The 25744-nt window shown below is 57.8% G+C and carries 19 protein-coding genes; 11 read left to right on the forward strand and 8 right to left on the reverse strand.

Annotation, left to right across the window (positions count from 1 at the left end; all coding sequences use genetic code 11):
* Positions 1–13 precede the first annotated feature (13 nt).
* Positions 14–1417 (reverse strand): class I SAM-dependent methyltransferase, encoded by a 1404-nt coding sequence (locus NA78x_RS10180; RefSeq protein WP_425618332.1) that lies wholly within the window; start codon positions 1415–1417, stop codon positions 14–16.
* Between the two features lie 133 nt (positions 1418–1550).
* Entirely contained in the window at positions 1551–2270 is a 720-nt protein-coding gene (locus NA78x_RS10185) for a helix-turn-helix transcriptional regulator (RefSeq protein WP_425618333.1), read from the reverse strand.
* A gap of 473 nt (positions 2271–2743) precedes the next feature.
* Between NA78x_RS10185 and NA78x_RS10190 the strand changes: the two genes are divergently transcribed.
* Both NA78x_RS10190 and NA78x_RS10195 read left to right on the forward strand, forming a co-directional pair.
* Positions 2744–4096, forward strand: a complete 1353-nt coding sequence (locus NA78x_RS10190) for an enolase C-terminal domain-like protein (RefSeq protein ID WP_425618334.1) — start codon at positions 2744–2746, stop codon at positions 4094–4096.
* 16 nt (positions 4097–4112) lie between these two features.
* Positions 4113–5282, forward strand: coding sequence for a DegT/DnrJ/EryC1/StrS family aminotransferase (locus tag NA78x_RS10195; protein ID WP_425618335.1), 1170 nt, complete (start codon positions 4113–4115; stop codon positions 5280–5282).
* Between the two features lie 101 nt (positions 5283–5383).
* Here NA78x_RS10195 and NA78x_RS10200 read toward each other — a convergent pair whose 3' ends face one another.
* Positions 5384–5635: a carbon storage regulator gene (locus tag NA78x_RS10200; RefSeq protein ID WP_425618336.1), complete on the reverse strand. Its 252-nt coding sequence runs from the start codon at positions 5633–5635 to the stop codon at positions 5384–5386.
* A 509-nt stretch (positions 5636–6144) separates the two neighbouring features.
* On the opposite strand from NA78x_RS10200, the gene NA78x_RS10205 reads away from it, so the two are divergent.
* From NA78x_RS10205 to recJ, 6 genes are all read left to right on the forward strand, one after another.
* Positions 6145–6957, forward strand: coding sequence for a tetratricopeptide repeat protein (locus NA78x_RS10205; protein ID WP_425618337.1), 813 nt, complete (start codon positions 6145–6147; stop codon positions 6955–6957).
* 10 nt (positions 6958–6967) lie between these two features.
* On the forward strand, positions 6968–8416 hold the full coding sequence (gene cls, locus NA78x_RS10210) for a cardiolipin synthase (RefSeq protein WP_425618338.1): 1449 nt from the start codon (positions 6968–6970) through the stop codon (positions 8414–8416).
* A gap of 83 nt (positions 8417–8499) precedes the next feature.
* Positions 8500–10461 carry a thioredoxin domain-containing protein gene (locus NA78x_RS10215; protein WP_425618339.1) on the forward strand — a complete coding sequence of 654 codons (1962 nt, stop codon included), beginning with the start codon at positions 8500–8502 and terminating at the stop codon, positions 10459–10461.
* Positions 10462–10539: 78 nt separating this feature from the next.
* Complete coding sequence (locus NA78x_RS10220) at positions 10540–11403, forward strand: class I SAM-dependent methyltransferase (RefSeq protein WP_425618340.1); 864 nt, start codon at positions 10540–10542, stop codon at positions 11401–11403.
* A 201-nt stretch (positions 11404–11604) separates the two neighbouring features.
* Entirely contained in the window at positions 11605–11769 is a 165-nt protein-coding gene (rpmG, locus tag NA78x_RS10225; RefSeq protein ID WP_145088164.1) for a 50S ribosomal protein L33, read from the forward strand.
* 123 nt (positions 11770–11892) lie between these two features.
* Positions 11893–13680: a single-stranded-DNA-specific exonuclease RecJ gene (recJ, locus tag NA78x_RS10230; RefSeq protein ID WP_425618341.1), complete on the forward strand. Its 1788-nt coding sequence runs from the start codon at positions 11893–11895 to the stop codon at positions 13678–13680.
* A gap of 431 nt (positions 13681–14111) precedes the next feature.
* On the opposite strand, the gene NA78x_RS10235 is transcribed toward recJ, so the two are convergent.
* Positions 14112–14999: a YdjY domain-containing protein gene (locus tag NA78x_RS10235; protein ID WP_425618342.1), complete on the reverse strand. Its 888-nt coding sequence runs from the start codon at positions 14997–14999 to the stop codon at positions 14112–14114.
* Positions 15000–15162: 163 nt separating this feature from the next.
* Between NA78x_RS10235 and NA78x_RS10240 the strand changes: the two genes are divergently transcribed.
* The 3 genes from NA78x_RS10240 to NA78x_RS10250 all read left to right on the forward strand — a co-directional run bounded on the left by NA78x_RS10240 (position 15163) and on the right by NA78x_RS10250 (position 19066).
* A complete protein-coding gene (locus tag NA78x_RS10240) occupies positions 15163–16977 on the forward strand; it encodes a hypothetical protein (RefSeq protein ID WP_425618343.1) in 1815 nt (604 codons plus the stop codon).
* A gap of 38 nt (positions 16978–17015) precedes the next feature.
* Entirely contained in the window at positions 17016–17813 is a 798-nt protein-coding gene (locus NA78x_RS10245; RefSeq protein ID WP_425618344.1) for an HpcH/HpaI aldolase family protein, read from the forward strand.
* Positions 17814–17956: 143 nt separating this feature from the next.
* Positions 17957–19066, forward strand: a complete 1110-nt coding sequence (locus NA78x_RS10250) for a serine hydrolase domain-containing protein (RefSeq protein ID WP_425618345.1) — start codon at positions 17957–17959, stop codon at positions 19064–19066.
* A 76-nt stretch (positions 19067–19142) separates the two neighbouring features.
* Here the strand turns inward: NA78x_RS10250 and NA78x_RS10255 are convergent, their stop codons facing one another.
* From NA78x_RS10255 to NA78x_RS10270, 4 genes are all read right to left on the reverse strand, one after another.
* Complete coding sequence (locus tag NA78x_RS10255; protein ID WP_425618346.1) at positions 19143–20273, reverse strand: transglutaminase-like domain-containing protein; 1131 nt, start codon at positions 20271–20273, stop codon at positions 19143–19145.
* A 42-nt stretch (positions 20274–20315) separates the two neighbouring features.
* Positions 20316–21764, reverse strand: coding sequence for a DUF1501 domain-containing protein (locus NA78x_RS10260; RefSeq protein WP_425618347.1), 1449 nt, complete (start codon positions 21762–21764; stop codon positions 20316–20318).
* A gap of 36 nt (positions 21765–21800) precedes the next feature.
* Positions 21801–22220 carry an endonuclease domain-containing protein gene (locus tag NA78x_RS10265; RefSeq protein WP_425618348.1) on the reverse strand — a complete coding sequence of 140 codons (420 nt, stop codon included), beginning with the start codon at positions 22218–22220 and terminating at the stop codon, positions 21801–21803.
* Positions 22221–22316: 96 nt separating this feature from the next.
* A complete protein-coding gene (locus NA78x_RS10270; RefSeq protein WP_425618349.1) occupies positions 22317–25682 on the reverse strand; it encodes a PSD1 and planctomycete cytochrome C domain-containing protein in 3366 nt (1121 codons plus the stop codon).
* Between the last annotated feature and the right edge of the window lie 62 nt (positions 25683–25744).

The raw sequence follows: 25744 nt of genomic DNA on the forward strand, positions 1-25744 counted from the left end.
GTCGTGGCCGCCACTAATGGGGTTTTCTCACAGACAGGAAGACATTGACGTTGGTGGCGTCGCAGTAGGTTTCTTGCCGCCCCAAGCCCGGGGCGAGGGTCAACATTTGCTTCTCATCGCGCAGTTCGAGCGTCCACTCCATGACGAGGCTCATGATGGCTTCGGAGGAATGTTGCGGAGTTACGTTGGTGACAATGACCTGACCGCCGGGACGCAGCAACGAGTAGAAGTGCTGAACGAGAAAGCCACAGGTCGTATCGCGGAAGTAGTCAAACAGGCCGGCGCAGTAGACGAAGTCGTAGACAGGAGTTTGCGTCGGCTTGCCTTCCATCGACGTCTGAATAATCTCGTGTACCGACCGCTGCTCGATCTCGATAGTCATCTTCGGTCGTCGGGCGCGAGCATTGGGAACGAGATTCTGCCTGACGAAATCGAGAGTTTCGGCATTAAAGTCGACGAGCACAAAATCGATCTCGTTGGCGATCTCTTCTGTTTCGATCAAGTGCGTTACTTCTACGGCCGGACCGCAGCCGATGTTGAGAACTCGCAATCGACGGCCTTCGAGCGCAACTCGCTTGGCTTCGCGCGCGAGCGCCTGGGTGAGCAGTTCGATGCGATTGCGATGCGCGGCCGGCGCATCGTGGCGCAACGCCGAGGCATTCAGAATCTTGGCAAAGGTGTTGCTCCCTTCCCAAGGCTCGCTGAGCATCATGCGCACCATTTCGTAATCGCCGGCATAGCCCAGCGGTTTACTGAAGGCGCGATACATGAACGGCGAACACATCATGAGCGGATGAAGCTCTCGCTGTGCGTAAGCCCTGTGATAAGGTTGAGCCTTGCGAGGAATGTCTTTGGCTGTGTCTTCAAACTCATGATAGAGTTGGCCAAGGCGAGGCGAAATTTCGTGATCGACATCGACAACGAAGTCGATTTTCTGTGTGTCGGGGGTCGCGGGGTCGTTGAGGCCGGCTTCCGTCTCCCAGTGCTCCAGCGAGCGACTCACTTCTTGCAGGTAGTTTCGCAAACTGCCGACGCTGAGCTGAAACGGTTTGTGCATCCGTTCGTTGCCCGCTTCCCAGTCAGACACAAAGTCGTGGACGAACGAGCGGAGCACTTCGCCGGTGCGCAGCCCTTTCAGATCGGACCAGGGATCGACCAATGAAACCGAGACGATGAGCATCAAGCCGGTATTCATCAGCGCAGTCACGACGGCTCGGCCGTGATAAACCTCGCGCTCACCCTGGTGAATGCGCAGGTCGGAGAGGACCTCCGACAACTGCACCACGGAGTACGGATTGTAAATCTCGAACATCGCTTGCTGGCGACTGAGGCGCATCAGCGAGCCACGAGCATCGAGGCCCTGAGAATTACGAAAACTTACCAGTGAAGAGGCGAGATAGGCGTTCTTCTTACCCACAGCAAACTCGTTGCAACAAAAAAGGAAACAGCACAGCCGCGCGGCATGCGGAACCGCGGGTGATCATTTGGCAGGATTGGGTGGCGAGTCACGACCACTGGCAAGAGCTGACGCGCCGGGCTTAGATAGCCATTCAGGATTGTTCGGGGGGATCGCGGGGAACACTCATGGTAATCGGTGGGGGAGCTTCGTGTCGGCGAAAGTCGATGGCCGCTTCGGCCACCGCAGCTTCACGAATAGCGAAGAGCGGCACCTCCATGAATCGACCTTCGGGCACCATGTTGCCGCGCACGACCCCTCCTTGCGGAGTAAACAGGAGTTGCACACTTCCCAGTCGGATCGTCTGAACCTCGCGGCCACCATCGATGAGCATCAGCATGACCTGCTGGCTCAAGCGGATGACGCGGAGCAGCACGGCCAATACTTCATGATCGTAACCGTCATTCGCAGCACTCGGCTCGTTGTGGAGAGGAAGCCGGCAGTACCGCAAAAAGTGTTCAACTTCGCTTCGGTCGGTCGTGGGCAAGCTGGCAGCCAGATGCTGAATCGTCCGGCCCACCATATCAGCATTACCGCCCAAAACGAAATTGCCCAGGGCAGCAGTTTGCAATAAGCGGAGCAGATCGGGAGAACGAATTCCTTCCGCGAGATACTCGGGCAAGGCCACTAGACTGTAGCACGCTGTTTCGGGTTCGAACCGAATGGGGATCCCTGCCCCCCGTAAGAGGGCAACATCGCGAAACACCGTTCGCCGATGCACTCCCGTGGCTTCGGCCAGTTGCAAGGCGTTGTAAGTGATGCCACTTTGAAGCAGCGAGAGGATGCGAAGGATACGCTCGAGACGATGAGTCATGATGCCGGCTGAGATGTGAGGTTGCTGGGGCAGAGCAACTGGAGACTGCTGGAAAACAGGAACCAATCGATGCAGTCACCGAAAATCCGCAGCTGCACCGCCAGTCGCTCCCTGCCCCGGGGTCGATCGGCGGACCGCCACCATCATTCTTCATCTGCTCAAGATCGTCTACCGCAGTGACAGCATTTTGTCACCTCTTCTCTGTTGGGGCACATTCTGCCATCACAGGGCGGCGTTGTCGAATAAAGAATCGGTTACTCGAATGATTTAACGTAAAAATTAAGGCAAACATTTGGGTTGAATGCCGTGCCCTAGGGGACGTGCGAGGGTGCATCGTCCGCCAATACGGAGAACGTAAGGAATTTCTTTAGGTGCGAAGGGGCACCCCTTTGGATTGGTGGCGAATTCGACCACCGAAAGTTACCATACGGCAGTCCATTCACTTTTTTTCGTTCGTACGCAACATCGTCACCATGCCAAAATCTACCGATATTACGCTGCGCGACTTGCACGTTTCTCAGGAGCGAATTCAATATCGCGCACCGATCAAGTTTGGTGGGCGTGTAGTGACCGATGCTGTGCTCGTGAATGCCACTCTGCGCGTTGAGACCGTGGCAGGTAAACAGGCGAGTGGCTTTGGCTCGATGCCCATGGGAAATGTTTGGGCCTGGCCCAGTGCCAAGGTAACGGTCGAACAAAGCTTGCAGGCGATATTGCGGTTTGTCGAACTTTTTTCTGCGGCAATTACGCAAAATTCGCTTTCGGGTCATCCGCTCGATATCACCGGTTCGTGGCATCCCTTGCAGTTGCAAATTGCCGATCAGGTTCAGCGGGAACTGGAATTGGCCGAGCCCATGCCACCGCTCGCGCGGCTGGTTGCGGCCAGTCCATTCGAAGCGGCGATTCACGATGCCTATGGCAAAGTCCATGACCAGAATGCCTACAATTTGCTCGGTTCAGAGTGGGTGACGCACGATCTGGCGCACTACTTGACGCCTGAATTTGCGGGCGAGTATCTCGACCGGTACACCTCGCGCCAGCCCAAGCCCACGATGCCGCTCTATCATTTGGTCGGCGCGCTCGATCCGCTGTTTGAAGCGGATATTGCGAAGCGCCTCAATGACGGTTTGGCCGAGACCCTGGGTGAATGGATCGCGCAAGATGAACTGACCCACCTCAAGATCAAGCTCAATGGCGATGATCTCGCCTGGGATGTCGAGCGCGTGGTGCGCGTGGAGCAAGCCGCGGTTGCCGCACAACAGGCCCGTGGTTGCCAGCAGTGGAATTACTCACTCGACTTCAACGAGAAGTGCAGCGGCGTCGAATACCTGCTCGATTTTCTCAATCTCGTGCGCGAAGGCTCGCCTCATGCGCTCGATCGCGTTCAGTACATCGAACAGCCAACCCATCGCGACTTGAAGTCCCATCCAGAAAATCGAATGCACAAAGCCGCGGCCATTAAGCCCGTGGTGATCGACGAATCGCTCATTGATCTCGAGACGCTGCACCTTGCGCGCGAGCAAGGCTATAGCGGCGTGGCTCTCAAGGCTTGCAAGGGACACACGGAAGCGCTGCTCATGGGCGCTGCAGCGCAGAAGTACGGCATGTTTCTGTGCGTGCAAGATTTGAGTTGCCCCGGTTACTCGTTTTTGCACTCGGCAAGTCTCGCCGCCCGCATTCCCACGATTGCAGCCATCGAAGGAAACAGCCGGCAGTATTGTCCGGCCGGCAATCAAGGCTGGAATCAAAAGTACCCCGGCATGTTTCGACTGAAAGAAGGTACCGTGGCGACGGCTGAACTCATTGGCCCCGGGTTGGGCTTTTAGGATCGCTGCGTTTTCTATGAACAACGATCCAGCTAGCCGTCGCGAACCCGCCTTTCCCGAAGGTCCGCCCTCGTGGCCTCCTGTTGATGATGACATTCGCGAGGCATTGCTCGCTTGCTACGCGAGCGGTGATTGGGGCCGGTATGACGGCAAGAATTCCGCGGCCCTCGTCAAGCAACTGAATGACCAGTTCCAGGCCAACGAAGCCATTCTCTGTTCGTCGGGCACCATCGCTGTGGAACTCGCGCTGCGAGGTCTGAAGATCGGGGCAGGGGACGAAGTGATTCTTGCCGGCTATGACTTTCCGGGAAACTTTCGCGCAATCGAAGCTGTCGGCGCGCGGCCCGTGCTGGTCGATGTCGTCGAAAATGGTTGGACGATCGACTTGAGCCAACTAGCCGCCGCAAAATCAGCAAGCACCAAAGCGGTGATCGTCTCGCATTTGCACGGTCACCTAGTTCCAATGCCGGTGGCGAAAGAGCTGGCGAGAGACCTGGGCTTGAAGGTGGTGGAAGATGCTTGTCAGGTGCCGGGAGCAACAATCGCTGGTAGGCCAGCGGGCAGTTGGGGCGATGTGGGTGTGCTCAGCTTTGGTGGTAGCAAGTTGTTAACGGCGGGACGCGGCGGGGCGGTCCTGACATCTCAGGCAGACATTGCGCAGCGAATTCGTACGCACACATTTCGAGGTAACGAAGCTTATCCGCTTAGTGAATTGCAAGCGGCGGTGCTGCTGCCACAACTTTGCCAGCTGCGCGAAATGACGCGCGCTCGTGCAGAAGCCGCACGCTACTTACGTGAACAATTGCAGGACATTTTGCAGCTGAAGGCAGGCCCAGCTGTCAATGAAGGAGATACATCTGCCTACTACAAGCTCGCCTGGCGTTACCAAGCAGCCTGGGGGGGCGCGAGCTCTAAATCCGGTTCTGAATCCACAGAACCCGATTGCCGCAATCCATCACGCGATCGCCTCATTGATGATTTACAAGTCGAAGGCATCGCCATCGATGCGGGCTTCCGGGGCTTTAACAAGCGCAGTGCGAAACGCTGCCGAGTGTTCGGCGAACTTTCACAGGCGCAAGCAGCGGCCGAAGCGACGCTTGTCTTGCATCATCCCAGCTTGCTCCTTCAAGGGTCGCAACTGGATCTTTTGGCAACAACCATTCGAAAAGTGATTTGCCAAGCCTAGCGATCTGTGCCGTAGCACATGCTCAGCCATTGCTTGGACATCCACAGGCACCACGTGTCGTTGACAGGTGGGAATGGTGCCTGTTTTGCACCAACGAATCGTTACTTAGCCAGACGTGGCACTGCGAATTCGCGAGTGTCATGGTCGGCGTGAATGGCGGCCTTACCAACCGTGCGGCCAGCATCGGCGTGGGCCATTTCGTTCTCGGGCTTCAGTTCGCCACGAACGATGCGGACATCATCAGGAGCTTCGATTCCGATGGTCACGCGGTTGCCAGCAACGCGGCTGACGACGACCGTGATATTGCCACCGATGACCAGACGCTCACCAACTTTGCGGCTTAGTACCAACATTGTCTCTTCCTCCTTGATGGGTTTCGCTTCGTGCGAAGCGTTCCCTCGGCTTCAAAAACTCAGTTACAGCCCCCCGGCTGCCTGTCACTCAACGGACAGTGTAACTTTCGTGGAAGTTCAGCATTGCAAAGTGTGCGCCGGTCACGAGAACTTGAGAAAAAGTGGCTCTGCTGCGCGAAAATGAGCCAGGAAATTGGCGTTTACGTGCCACAAGACTTCGCAGTGCCCCTAGCTTGTCTCATGTGTTGGACAGTTTTTGACACTTGGGCGTGATGGCAGCGCCATTAGAGGCTCAAAATGAGACGGGAATCTCAAAATGGGAAATTCGCGCAGACCCTGCCTGGCCGAAGTTCAGCCAGCCTGTTCGCGGAACGATCAAAAATGGACCGTTACTGATGGGAAGCCTTTCGAAATTTCGACTGCCTATAATCGGTGAGGTTGCACGGGGCGTGCCAGCACCGTACTGTCTGCTGTCAGCCTTCCACCCTCGACCATCGGAGGTCCCCCACATGCGACAACTCGCCGCGATACTCATTGTTTTCAGCCTCGGTCTTCCCGTCCTTGGGCAGGCTCCTGCTGCTCTCGAGCCAGCCGAAGCGATGCAGCAAGCGGCTCGAGCATCGCAACGGGGCGACAGCTTGCAGGCCGTTGGCCTCTTTACCGATGTGCTGAAACAAGACCCGAAAAACGAGATGGCCTATTACTGGCGGGGTCGCGAGAACTTCCGCCTGGGTAACGTGAAGAAGTCAGTAGCTGATTTGGATAAGTATGTCGAGCTCGAACCGAAGGCCGAGTCTCGCCAGTGGGAACGCGGCATTTCGTACTATTACGCGGGGCAATACGCGGAGGGTGCGAAGCAATTCGAGCTGTATCAGACGTATCACAACCAGGACGTTGAGAATTCCGTCTGGCGCTACTTGTGCGTGGCAGCCACCGAAGGCGTGGCCAAGGCGAAAGAGAATATGCTGCCGATCGAGAACGACCCCCGCGTACCAATGATGCAGATCTACGATCTGTATCGAGGTAAGCTCAAGCCCGAAGACGTGTTGAAGGCGATCGATTTGGGCAATCCGCCGGCCGAAGCCAAGAATGCTCGCGAGTTCTACGCTCACCTGTATCTTGGCCTGTGGTATCAAGCAGCCAACAATCGCGAGCTAGCTAAGAAGCACATTCTCGAAGCCGAGAAGCATAAGATTGGCCATTACATGTGGGACGTCGCCCACGTTCATGCCGATCTATTCCGGGCCGAAGAGAAAGCATCCGCTAAGAAGCCCGCCGCACAACAGCCAGCTGAGCCCCAGCCCAGCGAAGAAAAAAAGTAATCCTGCCGGCATGAGCGAACTGTTGAATTCGGTCTGGACGTATCTATTTGCGGCGATCGATCTGGCGATTGTCCTGGTGGCGTCGAGCCACGTCGTGCTGACCAAGCGAGACAATCGCGCGGCCTTGGGCTGGGTCGGCATCATCTGGCTGGCACCGATCATCGGCTCGCTGCTGTATTTCACCTTCGGCGTGAATCGCATTCGCCGCAAGGCCCGGCGACTTCGCAGTCGCGAATCCAAGCGGGCTCGCAGGCAGCACGAACAGGCGGCCACCGAGGAACTTTGCCGCGCGCTCGAAGACGAATCGCTCCACCTCGCCGCGCTAAGCACTTATGTGCAGCGGGTGACCGATATCCCCTTGGTGCCAGGCAATCGAATCGTGCCGCTACATTGTGGCGACGAAGCTTACCCGCGAATGCTAGCCGCGATTGATTCCGCCGAGCATTCCATTTCGCTCGGGACCTACATTTTCGACAACGACTCCGAAGGGCACGAGTTTGCCGCCGCCCTCGCGCGAGCCAAGGCCCGTGGTGTCGAAATTCGCGTGTTGATCGACGATGTCGGCACGCGGTACTCGTTTCCTTCGATCAAGCGCGTCCTGCGTCGCGACAAAATCACGTTCGCGACGTTTCTTCCTACCTTGGTGCCAGGGCAGTTCCACTACAGCAACCTGCGCAATCACCGCAAGATCATGGTGGTCGATGGGAAAGTCGGCTTCACAGGGGGAATGAACATCCGCGCAGGACACCGCCTGGCGAGTACCAGCCGCCACCCGGTTCGCGATGTTCATTTTGAGCTTCACGGACCCATCGTCGCTCAACTGCAAGAGACATTTGTTGCTGATTGGGAATTCGCCACAAAGGAAGTACTCGAAGGACATCATTGGTTTCCCAAATTGCAGCCCCAAGGACCTGTACTTTGTCGCGGCATCGCCGACGGCCCCGATACTCGTCACGACAAGCTGCGGCTCACCCTCCTCGGCGCGATCGGCAGCGCACGTCGTTCGCTGACAATCGTTACGCCCTACTTTTTGCCCGATATTACCCTGATCACGGCCATGAACGTGGCCGCCCTGCGCGGCGTCAATGTGACAATTGTGTTGCCCGAGAAGAACAACCTAGCACTCGTGCAATGGGCTTCGACAGCCCAGTTGTGGCAAGTCCTGGAGCATGGCTGCCGTGTCTTCTTAACCAAGCTGCCCTTCGATCACACCAAGATTGTCACCGTCGATGATGCCTGGTCGTTTATTGGCTCCGCCAATTGGGATCCGCGCAGTCTGCGGCTGAACTTCGAGTTCAATGTGGAGTGCTACGATCTCGACTTCGCAGCGTTATTGAACGAAACGGTTCGCGCTCGACTCTCGACTGCTCGGCAAATCCACCTGCGCGACGTGGACTCTCGCCCGCTGCTGATTCGGATTCGCGATGGTATCGCGCGGCTCGCCACGCCGTACTTGTAAATCGCAGGCTGCGATACGCTCCTGCGCCGCGCGTCGCTGTCCTCTATACTGGCGGCAATCTTCATCGAACCGCTGAGGTTGCTATGTCACGTTGGATTGCCTTCTCGCTGAGTTGTCTTATTGCCACCGGTCTGGTTTGCGCAGCAGAGCCAGAAATCAAGAAGGGCGAGAAGCAGCCCGCCAATCGATTGGCGAAAGAGACCAGCCCGTATCTGTTGCTGCATGCTCACAACCCGGTCGATTGGTATCCCTGGGGCGAAGAGGCTCTGACGAAAGCCAAGAAAGAAGGGAAGCTGATCTTCCTCTCGGTAGGATATTCCAGCTGTCACTGGTGTCACGTGATGGAGCGAGAGTCGTTCCTCGATCCCGAAATCGCCAAGCTGCTCAACAAAAACTTTGTCTGCATCAAAGTCGATCGCGAAGAGCGTCCCGATCTTGATTCGATCTACATGACGGCTTTGCAGGTCTATAGCCAAGCGACGACTGGTCGCCGTGGCGGTGGTTGGCCGATGAGCCTGTTCCTGACGCCCGAGACGCAACCATTCTTTGGTGCGACCTATCTTCCGGCCCGCGACGGCGACCGCGAAGGGATAAGCGGATTTCTAACCGTCGTGCAGCGAGTCCAGGAAGCCTGGGAGAAGACGCCGGATCGCATCAAGCAAGATGCCCAAACACTAACTGACTTGGTGAAGAGCGAACTCGAATCGCGCCGCACCATCTCGCTCGCGTCTCTCGACAAGAAGCTCTACGACGCCGTACAGCCGGCACTAGAGAACCAGTTCGATGCCAAGTGGGGCGGCTTTGGTTACGACGAAATTGCCTGGCAAAGACCCAAGTTTCCCGAACCCGCAAATCTCGTTTACTTGCTCGATCACATTCGCCGCACTGATGATGCCCGCTCGAAAGAGATGCTCGCCTTCACGCTCGAACGGATGATGCGCGGCGGCGTGTACGATCACGTCGGCGGCGGCTTTCATCGGTACAGCGTCGATCGCATGTGGCGGATCCCGCACTTCGAGAAAATGCTCTACGACAATGGGCAGCTTGCCAGCGTGTATGCCGAAGCGGGAGCGATCCTCAAGCGACCTGATTTTTCTCGCATCGCCGACGAGACCTGCGATTTTGTCCTGCGCGAAATGACTTCACCCGATGGTGGCTTCTACGCGGCTCTCGACGCGGAATCGGAAGGGGAAGAAGGCAAGTTTCAACGCTGGACCAAAGAAGAATTGCAAAAGGAACTTACCGCCGACAAGTTCGGCTTGCTTTCCGCGATGTTCGCACTGCAGAAGGAGCCGAACTTCGAAGAAAAGTACTACGTCCTCAATTTGGGGCAACCGAATAGTGAACTTGCCGCCACCCGCAAGGTGAGTGAAGACAAACTGCTCACCGAATGGGCGACGATTCGCCAAAAGTTGCTCACCGCGCGAGATCGCCGCGTGAAGCCACTCACCGATATTAAGATTCTCGCTGCCGACAACGGCCTGATGATCGCCGGCCTCGCCGATACCGGGCGCTTGCTCAAGCAACCACGTTATATCGAAGCGGCGAAGAAGGCTGCAGACTTTGCCTTGACCAAGCTCGTTACCAAAGAAGGTCGCCTGCAGCGTAGCTTCGCCAGTGGTGAAGCACGGCTCAATGCCTATCTGAATGACTACGCCTATTTGACCTATGGTTTGCTCGCCTTGCATCGCGCGACGGGCGAAGACCGCTGGCTGACAGCCGCAAAGGATCTGACCGCGAAACAGATCGAGCTCTTTGCTGATCCTCGCGGGGGCGGCTTCTTCTTTACGTCGAAAGATCACGAAACGCTCTTGGCCCGGGGGAAGGAGCCCATCGATGGGGCCAACCCTGCGGGAGGATCTGTCGCAGCGGGCAATCTCATCGCGCTGGCGATTGCCACCAAACAGCCTGAGTGGCTAACGATCGCTGAAAAAACAATTCAAGCCACTGCTGGTCTTCTAGAGCAAGCCCCTTCGGCATCGCCGTGGATGGCCACGAATATTCCCGCACTGCTCGAAGCTCAAAAACGCATGAAGGCTGAGTAACATCAGCCGATATTCGGCTCGCGCGTCAGGTTCGTGCCTTTGGTTATTTGCAGACGTTTGCAGAATGGATTTTTCGGTATGGCAAAAGCCCTCGAGCCTTTTTACGCGAACATTCAGGCGCACTACGATCTTTCGAACGACTTCTATGCGCTGTTTCTCGATCCGTCGATGACCTACAGCTGTGCCTACTTCGAGCCAGCGGGTATTCCGCTCGCCGCTGCCCAGCAGGCCAAGATCGACCTCGCTCTCGGTAAGTGCGATCTACAGCCTGGCCAGCGGTTACTTGATGTCGGTTGTGGTTGGGGCGCGACCATTCGCCGCGCTGTCGAACACCACCAAGTGACAGCCGTTGGTTTGACGCTCAGTAAGGCTCAAGCGGAACTTGCTCGCGAACGACTTGCTGATTTGAGTGGCCGCGTCGAAGTGCGTCTGCAAGGCTGGGAAGAATTCGACGAGCCCGTCGATCGCATCGTGTCCATCGGCGCCTTCGAACACTTTCGCGAAGAACGGTATGCCGCGTTTTTCGCCAACATGTTTCGCCTGCTCAAGCCCGGCTCGCCAATGTTGCTGCACAGCATTGTCTTTGCCGAAGATGAAGTGCGCGAGCGACCCGGTATGGCGGTCACTTACGAAGATGTGCTTTTCATGAAGTTCATTGCCAAGGAAATCTTTCCCGGCGGTCAGCTTCGCCCGGCCTCCCAGATTCGCCGCTACGCCGAAGAGGCGGGTTTTCAAGTGACCCGCCTCCATTCGCTTCAGCAGCATTACGCCCAGACACTTGATTGCTGGGCTGCTAGTTTGGCAGCCAAACGCGAATCAGCGATCGAGCTGACGTCGCCGGCAACCTACGACACCTATATGAAATATTTGACGGGTTGTGCCGGCTATTTCCGCCGGGGAGCAATCGACGTGGTGCAATTCTCCCTGCTGAAGCCTCAATAAGCCCCTTCGCGGCCGTTTCGAGCTAGCGAAATCTGCAGTAAGTTCACCGTGGTCCCTATTCCGCAACGGCAGGCAACTGCCTATACTCTTGGATTCCCCTAAACAGGCCGTCGTGCGTGCCAGCACGGGCTTGCTGCAGCAGGCACGTACGCACTACTGATTTTGACGGCGTTTTGAATCGATCTGACGGAAGTTCCTATCATGGCCAAAAGCAAGAAAAAAGCCGAAGTCGTCTTTCTGGTTTGCGAAGAAACGGGCGACATCAACTACATCCTCCGCCGCAAGCCGGGTGGTGAAAAGTTGAAGCTCAAAAAGTATTCATCCCGCCTGCGCAAGCACACGCTGCACATCGAAAAGAAGAAGTAAGCCGGCTCTTGCCGCCGACCTCCAGCTGGCCTAAGCTCGGCTGGATGGTCACAGGCCCGGCCGCGCTACTTTGCGCTCTCGCCAGGCATTCTTCAGGGATTTTCTACCAGTACGGAAGCTGTCATGCGCAAGCGCTGGCGAATCAGCCCCTTGGATGCGGGAAGAGTCGCCCAGTTGGAACGCGATGCCGCTGTGCCGAGCATCGTCGCACAGCTTCTTCTTAGCCGCGGCGTGTACGACCCCGTCACCGCCCGCTCCTTTCTCGACGCCAAGCTCTCTGGCCTGCGCGAGCCCGATCTGTTGCCCGGCGCCGCCGAAGCCGCCGATCGCATTCATGCGGCCATCACTGCCAAGCGAAAGATCGTAATCTATGGTGACTACGACGCCGATGGCATGACCGGCTCGAGCCTGCTCCTCAACTGCTTGAAGCTGCTCGGAGCCGATTGTCAGTACTACGTCCCCGATCGCCTCTCGGAAGGTTATGGGCTCAATAGCGAGGCCCTCCGCACCTTGGCCGAGCGTGGCGCGAACGTCGTCGTCTCGGTCGATTGCGGGATTACCAGCGTCGCCGAGGCAGAGACTGCCCGCGAGGTTGGCATCGAGCTGATCATCACCGACCACCACGAACTGGCCGATTCGCTTCCCAATGCGGCGGTCATCGTTCACCCGCGGTTGCCCGGCACCAGCTATCCGTTCGGCGGGCTGTGCGGGGCAGGGGTGGCACTCAAGCTGGCCTGGGCCATCTGTCAGCGGGCCAGCGGTGCCAAGCGCGTCACGGAAAACCTGCGCAACTTCTTGCTCTCGGCCGTCGGTCTCGCCGCCATTGGCACCGTCGCCGATATGGTGCCGCTGATCGACGAAAATCGCATCCTGGTACGACACGGCCTGACGAGCCTCAAGTTTCAGCCCTCGATTGGCCTGCAGGCTCTGATGCAGGTCTGCAAACTGACCGATAAGACGGCTCTCTCCAGCGAAGACATTGGCTTTGCCATCGCCCCTCGCTTGAACGCTGCCGGCCGCTTTGGTCAGGCAAAACTCGCCGTCGAATTGCTCACCACTGACAACGCCGCGCGAGCCCAGCAACTGGCCGAATACATTCATGAGCTTAATAATAGCCGCGAGAGCATCGAGCGCAGCATTCAGCTCGCCGCAGCCAAACAGGCGAAAGAAGAATTCGATCCCGAAAACGACGGCGCTCTTGTCCTCGCCGGCAAGGGCTGGCATGCCGGGGTGATCGGCCTGGTCGCCGGCCGCTTAGCGGAGAAGTATCAGGTTCCCGTCGTGCTCATCGCCCTGGATGCGAGCGGTACAAAGCCCGGCACTGGCTCGGCACGCTCGCCCGGCGGAGTGAACTTGCACCAGGCACTGATGGCCTGCAGTGAACACCTACTGGCTCACGGCGGGCATGCCGCCGCGGCCGGTTTGAAGATCGAAGAAGGGCGCATCGAAGCTTTCCGCAATGCGTTTCTCGACTATGCCGCAGCCGAAGCGAGCAGCAGGGGAGGGCAGGGGAGTGAGCTGCGGATCGATGGCGAAGGCCCGTTCTGCCAACTCACCACCGAAGTTGTCCGCCAGATCGAATCGATGGCGCCCTTCGGCATGGGCAATCCTCGCCCAGTACTCTGTGCGACCGGCGTAACACTTACCGAAGCACCCAAACGAATTGGCGGCGGCGAGCGACATCTCTCGCTCAAGCTCTCTCACCTGCGTACGCCAATGCGCTGTGTCGGCTTTGGTTTTGGCGATGACGCCGAGGCGCTCACCCGGGCCAATGGTCCCCTCGATATCGCCTACCGCCCAGTGATCAACGAATTTCGCGGCATGGCGAAGGTCGAAATCCAGCTCGTCGATTGGCGACCTTCGGAACTTGCCAAGTCGCCCGCCCCGGTTAACTCAATCGCGACAGCATAGGTCGTTCAGTTTTAGGTCACTCTGTGATCGCTGGCCCTCTCAGCGATCCTCTTTCGACAAACACCCAAGTGTCCAAGAACTCCTGGGGTTTTTGGACGGGTATTCGTTTTTAGATTTTGCCGGAAAGTGTTGCAGTTGCATCACTTGCGAGTCGCCAGCAATTTTAGCAACTCACTCTCTTTGTCCATCAACGGGGCTAATTCTTGGACAGGCCCCTCGCGGGCAACTGTGGCTTCGCCTGGTGAGCACGACGAAGCCCATCCGCGCTAGGCGGGAACGGACCTCAACCACCAAACTGTAAGAGAACGTCCCGATATTAGCTCACGGAAGTGATCTTTTGTCAAATAGATACTTCATTATTTTCGCAAACTTGTTAGCGTCGCTGTTCGAGGTGGTGCAGCTGACTCCGATGACAGGTGGCAATCGTTGGGCTACTCCTTTGCCGGCGTTTCGGTCTTTGGTGCTTCCGTCTTCGGTGCTTCTGGCTTCGGTGCTTCTGTCTTCGCTGCCTCAGCCGGCTTGTCGGTCTTCTTGTCATCAGCCTTCTTCATGCGTGGCACCAGAATCACGCGCACCGGGGTTCCTTTGGCGGGAATATTTTCGGTGAAGGCGTGGAACAGGAGTCCGCCGTTGGCCTGGGTGCTTTCGACGGGCAGATCGAGCGTGGCGGTGGGGAAATTCGAGACGCAGATGAAGTCGCCTCCGTTGGCCTGGTAGTGCAGGCGACCACTTTCGGGATCCTTGTAAAAGCCGCTGCCGGCAAAGACCCAGTCGTATTCCATCGCCTTGCCCGTCTTGGCGTGCTTGATCAATTCCTGAGCTTTTACTTCCTTCGCCGTGCCGTCGGCTTCTTTCCACATCACAAAAATATCGACGATTTCGCCGGTGGCGGGCTCGTACATCGGGTCAAATTTGACGGTCTTCCCCTGCTTGGCACCGAGGGCGAGCAAACCGGCGTGAACTTCTTCCGGCAGGCAATTGAGGGCCACAATCGACTCGTGTTCCTTCGTTCCCTTGGGACAGGCGAACATTTCGAGTTGGCCTTCGCGGAGGCAAATCTTGCCATCCACGATGATCGCCTTCCGCTTGGTGTCCATCCACACGTCGTGCTTTTTCGACAGCTTGACGAGACCGTCGGGCGTCTTCTCGACGGCGGGAGTTTCGGTCTTGGCTTCCGCTTTCGGCTCTGCCGGCTTTTCCGCTTCCTGACCAATGCTGGGGAGGGCAAACAGGGCGGTGCCGATGGCCAGCCCAGCGCTGGCGAACAGGGTGATGGCAAGCGAAGTGCGGGGCCAGGTGCCAGTGAGCGATCGTTTCATGAGAGGGAACTCCATCGAAATGCTAGGGTGAGGAAACTTCGGCTGACCCTGGCGTCGTCGAGCCGCGGCGTGCGTGCCGGATAGGCAATGGCCACGCGAGTTGCTAAAACAGCCTCGCCCGCATGGGCAGTCGAATTATACACCTACGGCGTGCGCTCTGAGAATGGACGATTCAACCTATCGGGACCCTTCTGCCCAGCGCTCGTCCGCTGAACCTGCCACCACGGGTCCGTTGAGCGCACGGGCAGAGCCGTCCCGCTCTGCACCGCGAGCACCCAAACCGCTGCGTCGAATCGACGAAACCGCCTGGCTTACCGCACTCCGTGCTCAGCCTTTCACACCGCTGGCCCGTCTGGTCGGTGGCAAGACGTTGCCATTGTGTTGGGGCGGTTTGACCCTCGCCGAGAAGTTGCAGCAGACCCTGCGCAGCCAGCGAGTAAAAAGTGACGTGCTGGGCGAGATTCAGCCCGCGTTGGAATCGTCAGCGGTTGTCGTTGAGTTGACCGAGTCGCTGAAACGACTCTCGCTGGCATATCTGCTTCCTGCCATTGCCAAGGTCGACAAAACCGACCTGACGATACGCCTCGTGAATCGCTTGCTCACTGCCGCCGAAACTTCGGCCGCCAGCGCGACCCCCGACGAAGCCTTAACCCAACTGATTCTCGGCTGCGAACTCCCTTTGGTCCTGGCTCGCCTTTCGCCCGATCCAAAACTTGCCGCTTCCCTGCGCAAAACTGCCTTGAGCACCGAGGCCAGACTTGCCACTGCCTGTCTCGACCAGTTTGCCCTGCCCAAGACGAACGTCCGCGAACTGCTGCGGCCTTGGTTGGCCAGTTTGGTCCGCTCCCATGAGTTGCTGCAGGGGAGCGAGACACAGTTCTCCGAGACGGCGCGCGAACGGTTGGAGCGAATGGCTCGCCACGCGATTCGTCTTTCGAGGCCCGACGGCGGTTTCGTCCTGCAACCCACTGCGGGGACGCCTGCCGATCGCGAATTTATGACAGCCATCGTGCTGGCTACCAAATCGACGCCGCCCATCGCCGAACTGGCTTTCGGCAAGCATCGCACCGAGCCCAAGCCTATCAAGGGCATGCCCGCCGCGCCGCTTTACTCGCCGCAAGCTTCGCTCGGCGTGTTACGAAACCGCTGGTGCGCGCCGCAGTTGCAGGCGACCGCCGATTTTGCTCGCCCGCAAGTCTCGCTCGATCTGTCGAGCGGCAATCAGCCCTTGCTGCATGGCGAGTGGACTGTCGAGATCAGCATCAATGGCCAAGTGACGACTCCCGTCGGCCCTTGGACCGAAGTTTGTTGGCACACCGATAACGACTGTGATTATCTCGAGATCGAACAAAAGCTGAGCGGCGGTTGGCTGTTGCAGCGGCACATGCTCCTTGTCCGCCGCGACGAATGTTTGTTGCTTGCCGATAGTCTGCTCAACGACGAAAACAAGGTCACGCCGGCCAACGCTCTTGATACTTCGCTGCCAATTCCGCGACTCGAATACGCCACGAACATTCCGCTCGCGCCGCAAGTTTCGTTTGTGCCTCAAGCCGAAAGTCGCGAAGGGCACCTGGTCTGCAATAAGAAGCCGTTGGCGGTCGTGATGCCACTCGCGATGCCTGAATGGCGCAAGCAGCCGATGACGGGCGAGTTGCTCAGCCAGAATGGCAACTTGCGACACACGCTCAAGGCGAACGCGCGGAACCTATTTGCCCCGTTGTGGCTCGACCTAAGCCCTTCGCGGTTTAAGAATCCGGTTACCTGGCGGCAGCTGACGATTGGCGAATCGCTGCTGGTGCAGCCTCGCGATGTGGCAGTGGGCTATCGCATTCAATCGCACTACACGCAGTGGCTGCTGTATCGCTCGCTGGCGTGGCGTGGCAACCGTACTGTGCTCGGCAAAAACTTTGCCACCGACTTTGTCTGCTGCCGCTTTTTACCGAACGGCGAGACGCAGGATATTTTGGAAGTTCAATAAGGAGCCCGACGCGTCAGCGAGGGTGATGTGAGGCCACCATGCGTAAGAACACCGTTAAAGAAAAGCTCCATCGTGGCGAAGTCAGCTACGGTACCTGGCTCTCGCTGGGTGACCTCTACGCGACTCGCGTGCTGGCTCGCATGGGCTTCGATTGGCTCACGCTCGATATCGAGCACTCGGCGGTGGACTGGTCGCAAGCGGCCATGATCTTCGCTGCCGTTGCCGATGCGGGCTGCGTGCCGCTCGCCCGTGTGCCCGAAGGCAATCATCACCTGATCAAGCGCGTGCTCGATGCCGGCGCGTGGGGCATCGTCGTGCCGATGGTCGATACCGTCGAACAAGCCAAGCTGGCAATCGCCGCTGCCTACTACCCGCCGATCGGCAACCGCAGCGTGGGTGGCGGCATGCACTCGATGAACTTTGGCGCTACCGCCGGTGACTACTACGCTCAGGCCAACGACAACATCCTCGTCGTGCTGCAAACCGAAAGCCCGACCGGTGTGAAGAATGCCGAAGCGATCTACAGCTTGCCAGGCGTCGATGCAATCTTCATCGGCCCGAACGATCTCCGTTTTCAAATGCGTGCCCCCGATGGCACATTCCCCACCACCGAAGAGCACGAAGCGGCCATTCAAGAAGTCATTCGCGCCGGCAAGAAGACCAAGTGCGCGACCGGCATTCACGCCATGGACCCGGACTCGGCTCTGCAACGCGCCCAGCAAGGGATGCAGTTCCTCGCCGTCGGCAGCGACCTGCGGATGATGATCCTTAAGGCCGAAGAGACCATCACCAAGCTTCACCCGAATCAAGGCAAAAAAGATCTGGCCCGTTATTAAAAAGCAGGCCGGTAACCAGCGGTACTCCGCGCTGTTCCGGCAGGAAGTTTTTATCGCCATCAATCTGCAATGCATGCGGGAACTGCGTACTTTACTGCCGCAGACAATTGCAGTGGTCGTGCGCTGCTTCTAAACTGCGCCGCATGAACAGACTACTTCTCCCCGGCCTGTGTTTGGGTTTGATCACCGTGACGCTTGGCGGAACTGCTTCTGCGCAGCATAAGGACACCGCCAAGCTGCTTGAGTCGCTGCGCAAGCAGCACGAGTTGCCAGCCTTGGCCGCCGTCGTGATTTACGATGGCAAAGTGGTCGATCGCGGTGCCGTGGGAGTTCGCAAAACGGGCGATGAAGCTCCCGTCACCATTGACGATGCCTTTCACATTGGCTCTTGCACCAAGTCGATGACGGCCACGCTCGCCGGGATCTTGATCGACGAAGGAAAGATCAAGTGGGAGAGCACGATCGCCGAAGTATTGCCCGAGTTCAAGGGAAAAATGAACAAGGAGTACGAGGTTGTTACCCTCGAGCAACTGCTGCAAAATCGAGGCGGATTCCCGACGGACCCGCCAGCGGCCGCGTGGGAGCGAGCGTGGAAGGAAGTGGGTTCGGTTGCAAATCAACGGCGCGAATTCATCGCAGCCGCGCTGCAGCAAACACCAGCCGCGAAGCCTGGCGCTGAGATGATCTACTCCAATCAGGGCTATACCATCGCCGCTGCCATGCTGGAAAAGGTCGAAGGCAAGCCTTGGGAAACGATCATTGCCGAAAGAATCTTCCGGCCGTTGCCAATGAAGTCAGCGGGCTTTGGACCTCCGGGCAAAAGAGGGAAGGTCGAACAGCCTTGGGGACATACGCGCGAGCAGAACAAAAGCACCCCGATTCAACTCGACAACCCGCCCGCCATCAGTCCGGCCGGTCGGGTGCACTGCAACATGGATGATTTTGCCAGGTACGTGCAACTTCATCTGGGCTCAAAGGAAGTTCCGCAGTTACTCAAGCCAGAAACACTCCGGCGGCTCCACACGCCACCGAATGGAGGCGACTATGCCTGCGGTTGGATCGTCGTCGAGCGGCCCTGGGCAGGCGGCAAGGCATTGATGCACAACGGTTCGAACAACATGTGGTTCGCCGTCATGTGGCTGGCGCCCGATCGAAAGTTCGCCGTAATTGCCGCCACCAACACGGCTGGCGAACCGGCGGAGAAGTCCTGCGATGAAGTTGCCGCCGCCATGATCCAAAAATGGCTGAAGTAAATTCGCTGAGAGCCTCAGATAGTAGGTCGGCAACAAGCGGTACTCGGCCATGTTCCGGCAGATGTTCTGGCCTGCATCACTTGCCGTAGCTAAACGGATACTTCACTTCCTTGTCCGCCGTAACCTTCAAACCGATCTGCCAGGCCAGTTTTGTTTGCTTCGGATCGGCCGGATCAGGCTCAGGTAGCGCAACGCCATCGGCTTCGGCATAAATGGTGCGCACGACGTTCACCTTCTGTTTTGCTGGCGGAACCAGGTCGTAACCTGTTCCCCGCGTTTGCAGGAACCAAGTGTTGTCGCGATAGCCCTGCTTTAAGCGGTCGAAGGCCGCAGCTTGCAGTTCTTTCCGCTGCGCTGGCATGAGCTGGGAATCTTTGTCAATCGCCTGCATCAGTCGCTGCGTCTCGGAAACATCAAAGCTGACCCAACCGTAGGGCGGCAGAAAGACTTCGAGCTTGCAGTGCGAGGGGCTGTTCTTGGGAAACGTGTTGAGTCCGTACGTCACTCGCGTGGGATAGCCGAGCGCCCGGCCGAACGCCGAACAGAGTCCGTGATAGTCGCTGCAATGTCCAGTCTGCGTTTGTAAGGCGTGCAGTGAACTGGCGGCCAGCGATGCCTGACCGTGATCGTACTTCATCGTCCCGTGCATCCACTGCATAATCAGGCTCAGATTATCGGCAGGATTTCTTTCGCTGCCTACGATTGTCTTGGCCTGAGATTCGATCGCTCCATTAACGACAACGGTCTGATCTCCTTTCAAATACGCCGCGAAACTGTCTGGCCACATGCTGTGCTCCGTGACCTTCGCCGGATCGATTTTCCAGTGCAGTTCGTAGGCTCTCACGCGAAAGCGATGGCGAATGATCTGCGCACCCTGCGGATCATTGAACTCGAAATAGGCGAACTTGTTTCCATACACGCTTTCAACCGCGATTTGTGGCTTGACGTCGCTAGGAAAGACGCTGATTTCGCCGGGCGTCACTTCTTGAGCGAAATCGCTGGTCGGAATCGGCAGCCAGACTTTGAGCGTGTGGGTGTGATACGGGGCGGTAACGATGGCCGCGAGTTCAATATCGTAAGTGACCGGATTGGATCGCTCGGCGCGATAGTCACTCTTGGCGTCCAGCGCGGGTTCAGCAGCGAGCAAAGGGAATGAAACCGATAGGCTGAGAACCGCGGCGAGGCAGTAGATGATTCGTGCGAGCATGGTGCTAATCATGAGGGAGGGAAATTCCAAACGGATGTTCAACTACGCGATGATGTCTTTCAGCACATGCCCCTTCACATCGGTGAGCCGCATGTCGCGACCCGCAAAGCGGAAAGTCACCCGGGTGTGATCCATGCCGAGCAGGTGGAACATCGTGGCATGCAGGTCGTGAATCTCGCAGACGTTCTCGACCGCTTTGTAACCATATTCGTCCGTTGCGCCGTAGGTAGTTCCGCCCTTGATGCCGCCGCCAGCCATCCACAGGCTGAAGCCGAACGGATTGTGATCGCGGCCGTTCGAGCCTTGTGCGAACGGAGTGCGGCCAAACTCTCCCGACCAGACGACCAGCGTGCTGGCGAGCAGGCCGCGCTGTTCCAGATCGGTCAATAACGCTGCGATGGGCTGATCGACGCAACGGCTGTTGTCTTCGTGACCTTTCTGCAAATTCGCATGCTGGTCCCAGCGATCGTGGCCAAGTCCTGGGCAAGTGAGTTCAATAAAGCGAACGCCTTGTTCGACCAGTCGCCGCGCGAGCAAGCACTGCCGACCAAAGGTTTGCGTCGGGGCATACATGGCATCGAGACCATACATGCTTTGCGTGGCCGCAGTTTCGTTCTTTAGATCCATCAATTCCGGCACCACGGTTTGCATGCGGTAAGCAAGCTCGTAGTTCGCAATGGCCGATTCGACCGCGTCGCTCTTCCCTTCGCGCACAAGCAACTGCTCATCGAGTTTTTTGAGCAGGGCCAGCTTGTTCTTTTGCAGACTGTCGGTCGCTTCTAGGCGCTGGATGTTCGAGACCGGGGGCTGCTGGGCCGCGAAGAGGGAACCTTGATACGTGGCTGGTAAGAAGCCGCTGTTAAAATTGTCGAGCCCACCGGGAGGAATGAGCCCGCCGTTGATCACGACAAAGCCCGGCAAGTTGCGGCACTCGCTGCCGAGGCCATAGTTAAACCAGGCACCCATGCTCGGCCGGCCTTGCACTCCGGTGCCGGTATGCAAAAAGTAGTTGGCCGAAGTGTGCTCGGGAAACTCACTCGTCATCGAGCGAATCACCGCCAGCTTGTCGGCATGTTTGGCGACGTTAGGAAACAGATCGCTGACCGGGAGCCCACATTGCCCGTACTGGTTGAACTTCCACGGACTGCCGAGCGTGGCGCCGTTGTTGTTGAATTGCGTCGGCTCCATCTTCAGGCCGAACGGCTTGCCATTCTCGGCCGTAAGTCGCGGCTTCGGATCGAACGTATCGACCTGGCTCGGCCCGCCATCCATGTACAAATAGATGACGCTCTTCGCCTTCGCGGCAAAGTGCGTTTTCCGCGGCGCGAAGGGGCCGAGATCCTTGCCGACACTTTCCGCTGCTTGAATCGTGGGTAATTCACCACTGGACATCAAGGCCGACATGGTGAACGCACCAAAGCCCGCTCCCGCTTGTTGCAGAAAATCGCGGCGCGAGTGGCAGGTGGATCGAACGCGTTGGCAAGGGTACATCGGCTGGCCTTCTTATTTCGCTTAGCTGTATTTGATTTAGTTCCCTCTCCTCGGTACTCCGGGGAGAGGGTTAGGGTGAGGGGCTTGGGCTGCAGTGGTTCGTTCCACGCACTTGCGCCACAACACTTCCAGCAGTTCTTCAAGTGAATCGTAAACATCGTCGTTCTGGAATCGCATCACGCAGATTCCTTGCGAGGTCATCCAATCCTCCCGCGTGGCATCATATTCTTCCTTGCCGACATGCGTCTCGCCATCGAGTTCTACGATGACGCGCGCTTCGGCACAGTAGAAGTCCGCGATGTAGTTCCCGAGTGAATACTGGCGACGGAACTTGAAGTTGCCAAGTTTTCGATCGCGCACGGCGTTCCAGACCATCGCTTCGGCATCGTTGAGCTGATGGCGCATTTCTCGCGATCGTCCGACAAACAGCGGAGTTCGATTGCGTTTGGTGGGCATGAGCGATTCTCGTAAGGAATGGTCAAGTTGACCGCGGTTCTGCCCCTCACCCCGGCCCTCTCCCCGGACTACCGAGGAGAGGGAGTTAGGAAGAAGCTACCTGATGAACACAAACTCTTTGCTGTTGATCAGCACGTGGCAAAGGTCGGTCCACACGCGTTCATCGCTGGCGACTTTGTCTTCGGTGAGGCCGTATTCTTTGCCTTGCGTTTTTAAAAACTCACTGGCGGCTGTAAGTTCGTCGGTCGTGGCTGGGCGACTGAAAGCTTCTTCGTAGAGCTGCCCGATGCGAACATCAGCGGTGACATCTTTCACGGTAAGAGTTCGCCTGGCCCAGAGTTTCGCTTGGTCAGAGACCAGCGGGTCGTTCATCAAAATGAGTGCTTGCGCGGGGACATTGCTGACGTTGCGCTTGCCGATGGTACTGGCCGGGTTGGGCACATCGAAGGCCAGCATCAGGGGCGAGAGAAAGTTGCGGCGAACGCCGAGGTAAATGCTGCGGCGGCCATCGCCATCGAGCGGACCGCTGCCGGGGCGACCACGGCCTTGCATGAACGCGGTGAGATGCGTCGGCACGCTGGGACCGAATTGCTTTTTGTCGAGACGGCCGGAAAGAGTCAGGATCGAGTCGCGAATGATCTCGCCTTCCAAGCGGCGAAGCTGAGCTTTGTGAAAGAGCAGATTTTCTGGATCTCGTTCGTCGGCGAGCGCGAGCTGCATGTTGTTGACTGACGAACCGCCGCTGGCCATTTGATAAGCATTGCTGAGGACGAGACGACGAATCGCGTGCTTCACCGACCAGCCATCGGCCATGAACTGCAGAGCCAGATGGTCGAGCAACTCAGGATGCGTTGGTTCTTGCCCCAGCACGCCGAAATTATCGACGCTCGGCACAATGCCGCGGCCGAACAGGTGATGCCATATGCGGTTGACCATCACTCGCGAAGGAAACGGATTTCGAGGGTCCGTCAACTTTTGAGCGAGTTGCAAGCGGCCACTGCCCGTCATGTTCACTGGTGTTGGAGTGATTGCAGCAGTGCTGGTCGGCACGGGCGCTTGCAGGTCCATTTCAATCGCTTCGAGCAGCCGACGCGGGACCAACGGGCCGGCTGTCTTTAGGCTGCTATTGCCACGAATGAGCAAATGCTCGTCGACGCCGTTGCCGTCCCACATCGCTAGGGCGAGTTGCGACTTCGCGGGAATTTGTGCAATCAGCTTGTCGCGTTTTTCGCGATACTCGGTTAGCAGCGAGACGACTGCTTCGTCGCGCGGGGTTTCGGTCCAAAGGGTCCGTTCGGCGACAAGCAGATTCAAGACGGCCGGCGATGCGTCGGCGCTTGGGCTCTTGGCCGCTGTGGCAAACAGAGCCTGAAAGCTTTTTGCGACTGTCTCGAGGCCTGCCGTCGGCATGTCGGGAATGCTATTTACATTTCGCATTGCGCGATTGAGAGGGTAGGGCAGGGGAGGGGCGTTCTTGCCTTGAGCAATGGCCAGAATTTGCAGGTCGTCATTTCCCTTGGGGGTGAATTCCAGGTGGCAATTGTGGCCGACGTAGCTCTGCAGATCATGCGTGATCCAGCGCGGCGCGGTGTCACTGTTGCCGCCGATTTCTTTGACGAGTGCACCGTGCAACGGGCCATTCAGCATCGCGTGCGAATCCACGGCTGCATAAACTTGCCCCGCACCTTTCACCAGGTAATGAACTGGGCCGTCCTTCACCACAAACGTCGCCGAGCGAATGGTACGTCCAGCACGAGGAAATCCTAATCGCCCCGCCTCTTGTTCGCCGTCAGGTATAAGGCCGTTCCAAGCTGAATCGCGACGCAGGGACGTATATTGATTCACGCTAGGCACGTCGCCACTATCCAGCAACAACTCACCCGCACGAACAAGAGCAAACGTGCCGCTGTCGCGATTCCAGAATGAATCGAACTTGCCATACTCGACAATCCACTCGCCTTCGTACGGAGCCGATGTGCCAACTTCCTTGAATTTCGCCAGGATCTCTGCCAGTCGCAAGCTATCCGTGGCCTTAGCATCATTGGCGACGAGCCACCACAAGTGCAACGGATCGGCCGGGCTCTTCGCATCGCTAATCAGTTTTACCCAAGCTTCTAGTCGCGAGGCCGATAAGCTTTTCGCCTTGGCGATCTCGGCGGCAGCGGTTTTCGTTTGAACGACTTCGCGCACAGCGAGCAGGTATGCAGCCACTTCTGCGATGGCCGATGCTCGTTCGGCGGCGATCTGCTCGGCAATCCTTGCGCGGTATGTCGTCGTAAGTTGATCGACTTCCCGCATCACCCGCTCTTCTTCCAGTTGCGTTTCGAACCGCACCAGCCGATGGCCGCTGCTTTGCAAGTAGCCGAACAGGGCGTAGTAGTCTTTTTGCGAGATGGCATCAAACTTGTGATCGTGGCAGCGAGCACAGGAGACGGTGAGCCCCAGAAAGCTCTTGCTGAAGACGTCCACCATGTTGTCGAAGCGATCGGTCTCGTCCTTGCGAATATCGACGGGCGAGTGAATCCATTCGCCGAGATACCAAAAGCCGGTGCCGAGAATCGATTCGTTGAACTTCTTCTCGGGATTCTGACGTGGCGTGCGCATCAAGTCGCCCGCGATGTGCTCGGTCATGAACTGATCGTAGGGAACGTCGGCATTGAGCGCGCGAATGACGTAGTCGCGGTATTGATGAGCGCCCGGAATGGTGTAATCGAATTCGTGCCCGCGCGATTCGGCGTACCGCATCAGGTCCAGCCAATGGCGGCCCCAACGTTCGCCGAAGTGAGGCGATTGCAGCAAGCGATCGACGACTTTTTCGAGCGCGCCCGTCGATTGATCGTTGAGGAAGGCGTGCACTTCTGCGGGAGTGGGGGGCAAGCCAATTAGATCGAAGTAAACACGGCGAATGAGGGTTCGCCGGTCAGCGGGCGGGGCAGGGGAGAGGCCCGCTGCTTCGAGCTTGGCAAGAACGAACCGGTCGCTCGGCTGTCTGATCCAGGCTTCGTTCTTTACCGTGGGCAGCGGTTGCTCTTTCAGGGGCTGCCAGGCCCAATGCTCAGCCTTGCGGCGGGCGAGATCAAAACCTTTGACCAGGCCTTCGCTGGGATCTTTTTCGGCAGGCCAGGGTGCCCCCATCTCGACCCACTTCGTCAGCACGTCGATCTCGTCCGCCGGCATCTTTCCCTTGGGCGGCATCTGATACAGTTCGCCGTAGTTCACCGCGTCGATCATCAGGCTGTCCTTGGTCTTGCCGGGCACCACACCGGGGCCCGTTTCGCCACCCTTCAGTAACGCGGCCAAAGTATCGACCCGCAGACCACCTTTGGGCTCTTCGTTTTTGCTGCTATGGCATTCGTAGCAGCGGCTGATGAGAATCGGCCGGACCCTTTTCTCGAAGAATTCCAGCCCCGCCGGATCGGGATCGGCGGCGACGGTGAAGCTGACGATTCCGAGGCAACTCATGATTCCGAGGCCATGGATCAGCGCAACCATAAGGAACAACGGTAGCCGGCGAGTGAACTGCA

It is taken from the genome of Anatilimnocola aquadivae, from assembly GCF_049819085.1.
GTDB lineage: Bacteria > Planctomycetota > Planctomycetia > Pirellulales > Pirellulaceae > Anatilimnocola.

Coding starts and splice junctions, on each gene's coding strand:
- NA78x_RS10190 (WP_425618334.1), top strand. CDS start 2,744: ATGCCAAAATCTACCGATATTACGCTGCGCGACTTGCACGTTTCTCAG.
- NA78x_RS10265 (WP_425618348.1), bottom strand. CDS start 22,220: ATGCCCACCAAACGCAATCGAACTCCGCTGTTTGTCGGACGATCGCGA.
- NA78x_RS10255 (WP_425618346.1), bottom strand. CDS start 20,273: ATGCTCGCACGAATCATCTACTGCCTCGCCGCGGTTCTCAGCCTATCG.
- NA78x_RS10260 (WP_425618347.1), bottom strand. CDS start 21,764: ATGTACCCTTGCCAACGCGTTCGATCCACCTGCCACTCGCGCCGCGAT.
- NA78x_RS10235 (WP_425618342.1), bottom strand. CDS start 14,999: ATGAAACGATCGCTCACTGGCACCTGGCCCCGCACTTCGCTTGCCATC.
- rpmG (WP_145088164.1), top strand. CDS start 11,605: ATGGCCAAAAGCAAGAAAAAAGCCGAAGTCGTCTTTCTGGTTTGCGAA.
- NA78x_RS10185 (WP_425618333.1), bottom strand. CDS start 2,270: ATGACTCATCGTCTCGAGCGTATCCTTCGCATCCTCTCGCTGCTTCAA.
- NA78x_RS10200 (WP_425618336.1), bottom strand. CDS start 5,635: ATGTTGGTACTAAGCCGCAAAGTTGGTGAGCGTCTGGTCATCGGTGGC.
- NA78x_RS10250 (WP_425618345.1), top strand. CDS start 17,957: ATGAACAGACTACTTCTCCCCGGCCTGTGTTTGGGTTTGATCACCGTG.
- NA78x_RS10195 (WP_425618335.1), top strand. CDS start 4,113: ATGAACAACGATCCAGCTAGCCGTCGCGAACCCGCCTTTCCCGAAGGT.
- NA78x_RS10205 (WP_425618337.1), top strand. CDS start 6,145: ATGCGACAACTCGCCGCGATACTCATTGTTTTCAGCCTCGGTCTTCCC.
- recJ (WP_425618341.1), top strand. CDS start 11,893: ATGCGCAAGCGCTGGCGAATCAGCCCCTTGGATGCGGGAAGAGTCGCC.
- NA78x_RS10245 (WP_425618344.1), top strand. CDS start 17,016: ATGCGTAAGAACACCGTTAAAGAAAAGCTCCATCGTGGCGAAGTCAGC.
- NA78x_RS10270 (WP_425618349.1), bottom strand. CDS start 25,682: ATGAGTTGCCTCGGAATCGTCAGCTTCACCGTCGCCGCCGATCCCGAT.
- NA78x_RS10220 (WP_425618340.1), top strand. CDS start 10,540: ATGGCAAAAGCCCTCGAGCCTTTTTACGCGAACATTCAGGCGCACTAC.
- cls (WP_425618338.1), top strand. CDS start 6,968: ATGAGCGAACTGTTGAATTCGGTCTGGACGTATCTATTTGCGGCGATC.
- NA78x_RS10215 (WP_425618339.1), top strand. CDS start 8,500: ATGTCACGTTGGATTGCCTTCTCGCTGAGTTGTCTTATTGCCACCGGT.
- NA78x_RS10240 (WP_425618343.1), top strand. CDS start 15,163: ATGGACGATTCAACCTATCGGGACCCTTCTGCCCAGCGCTCGTCCGCT.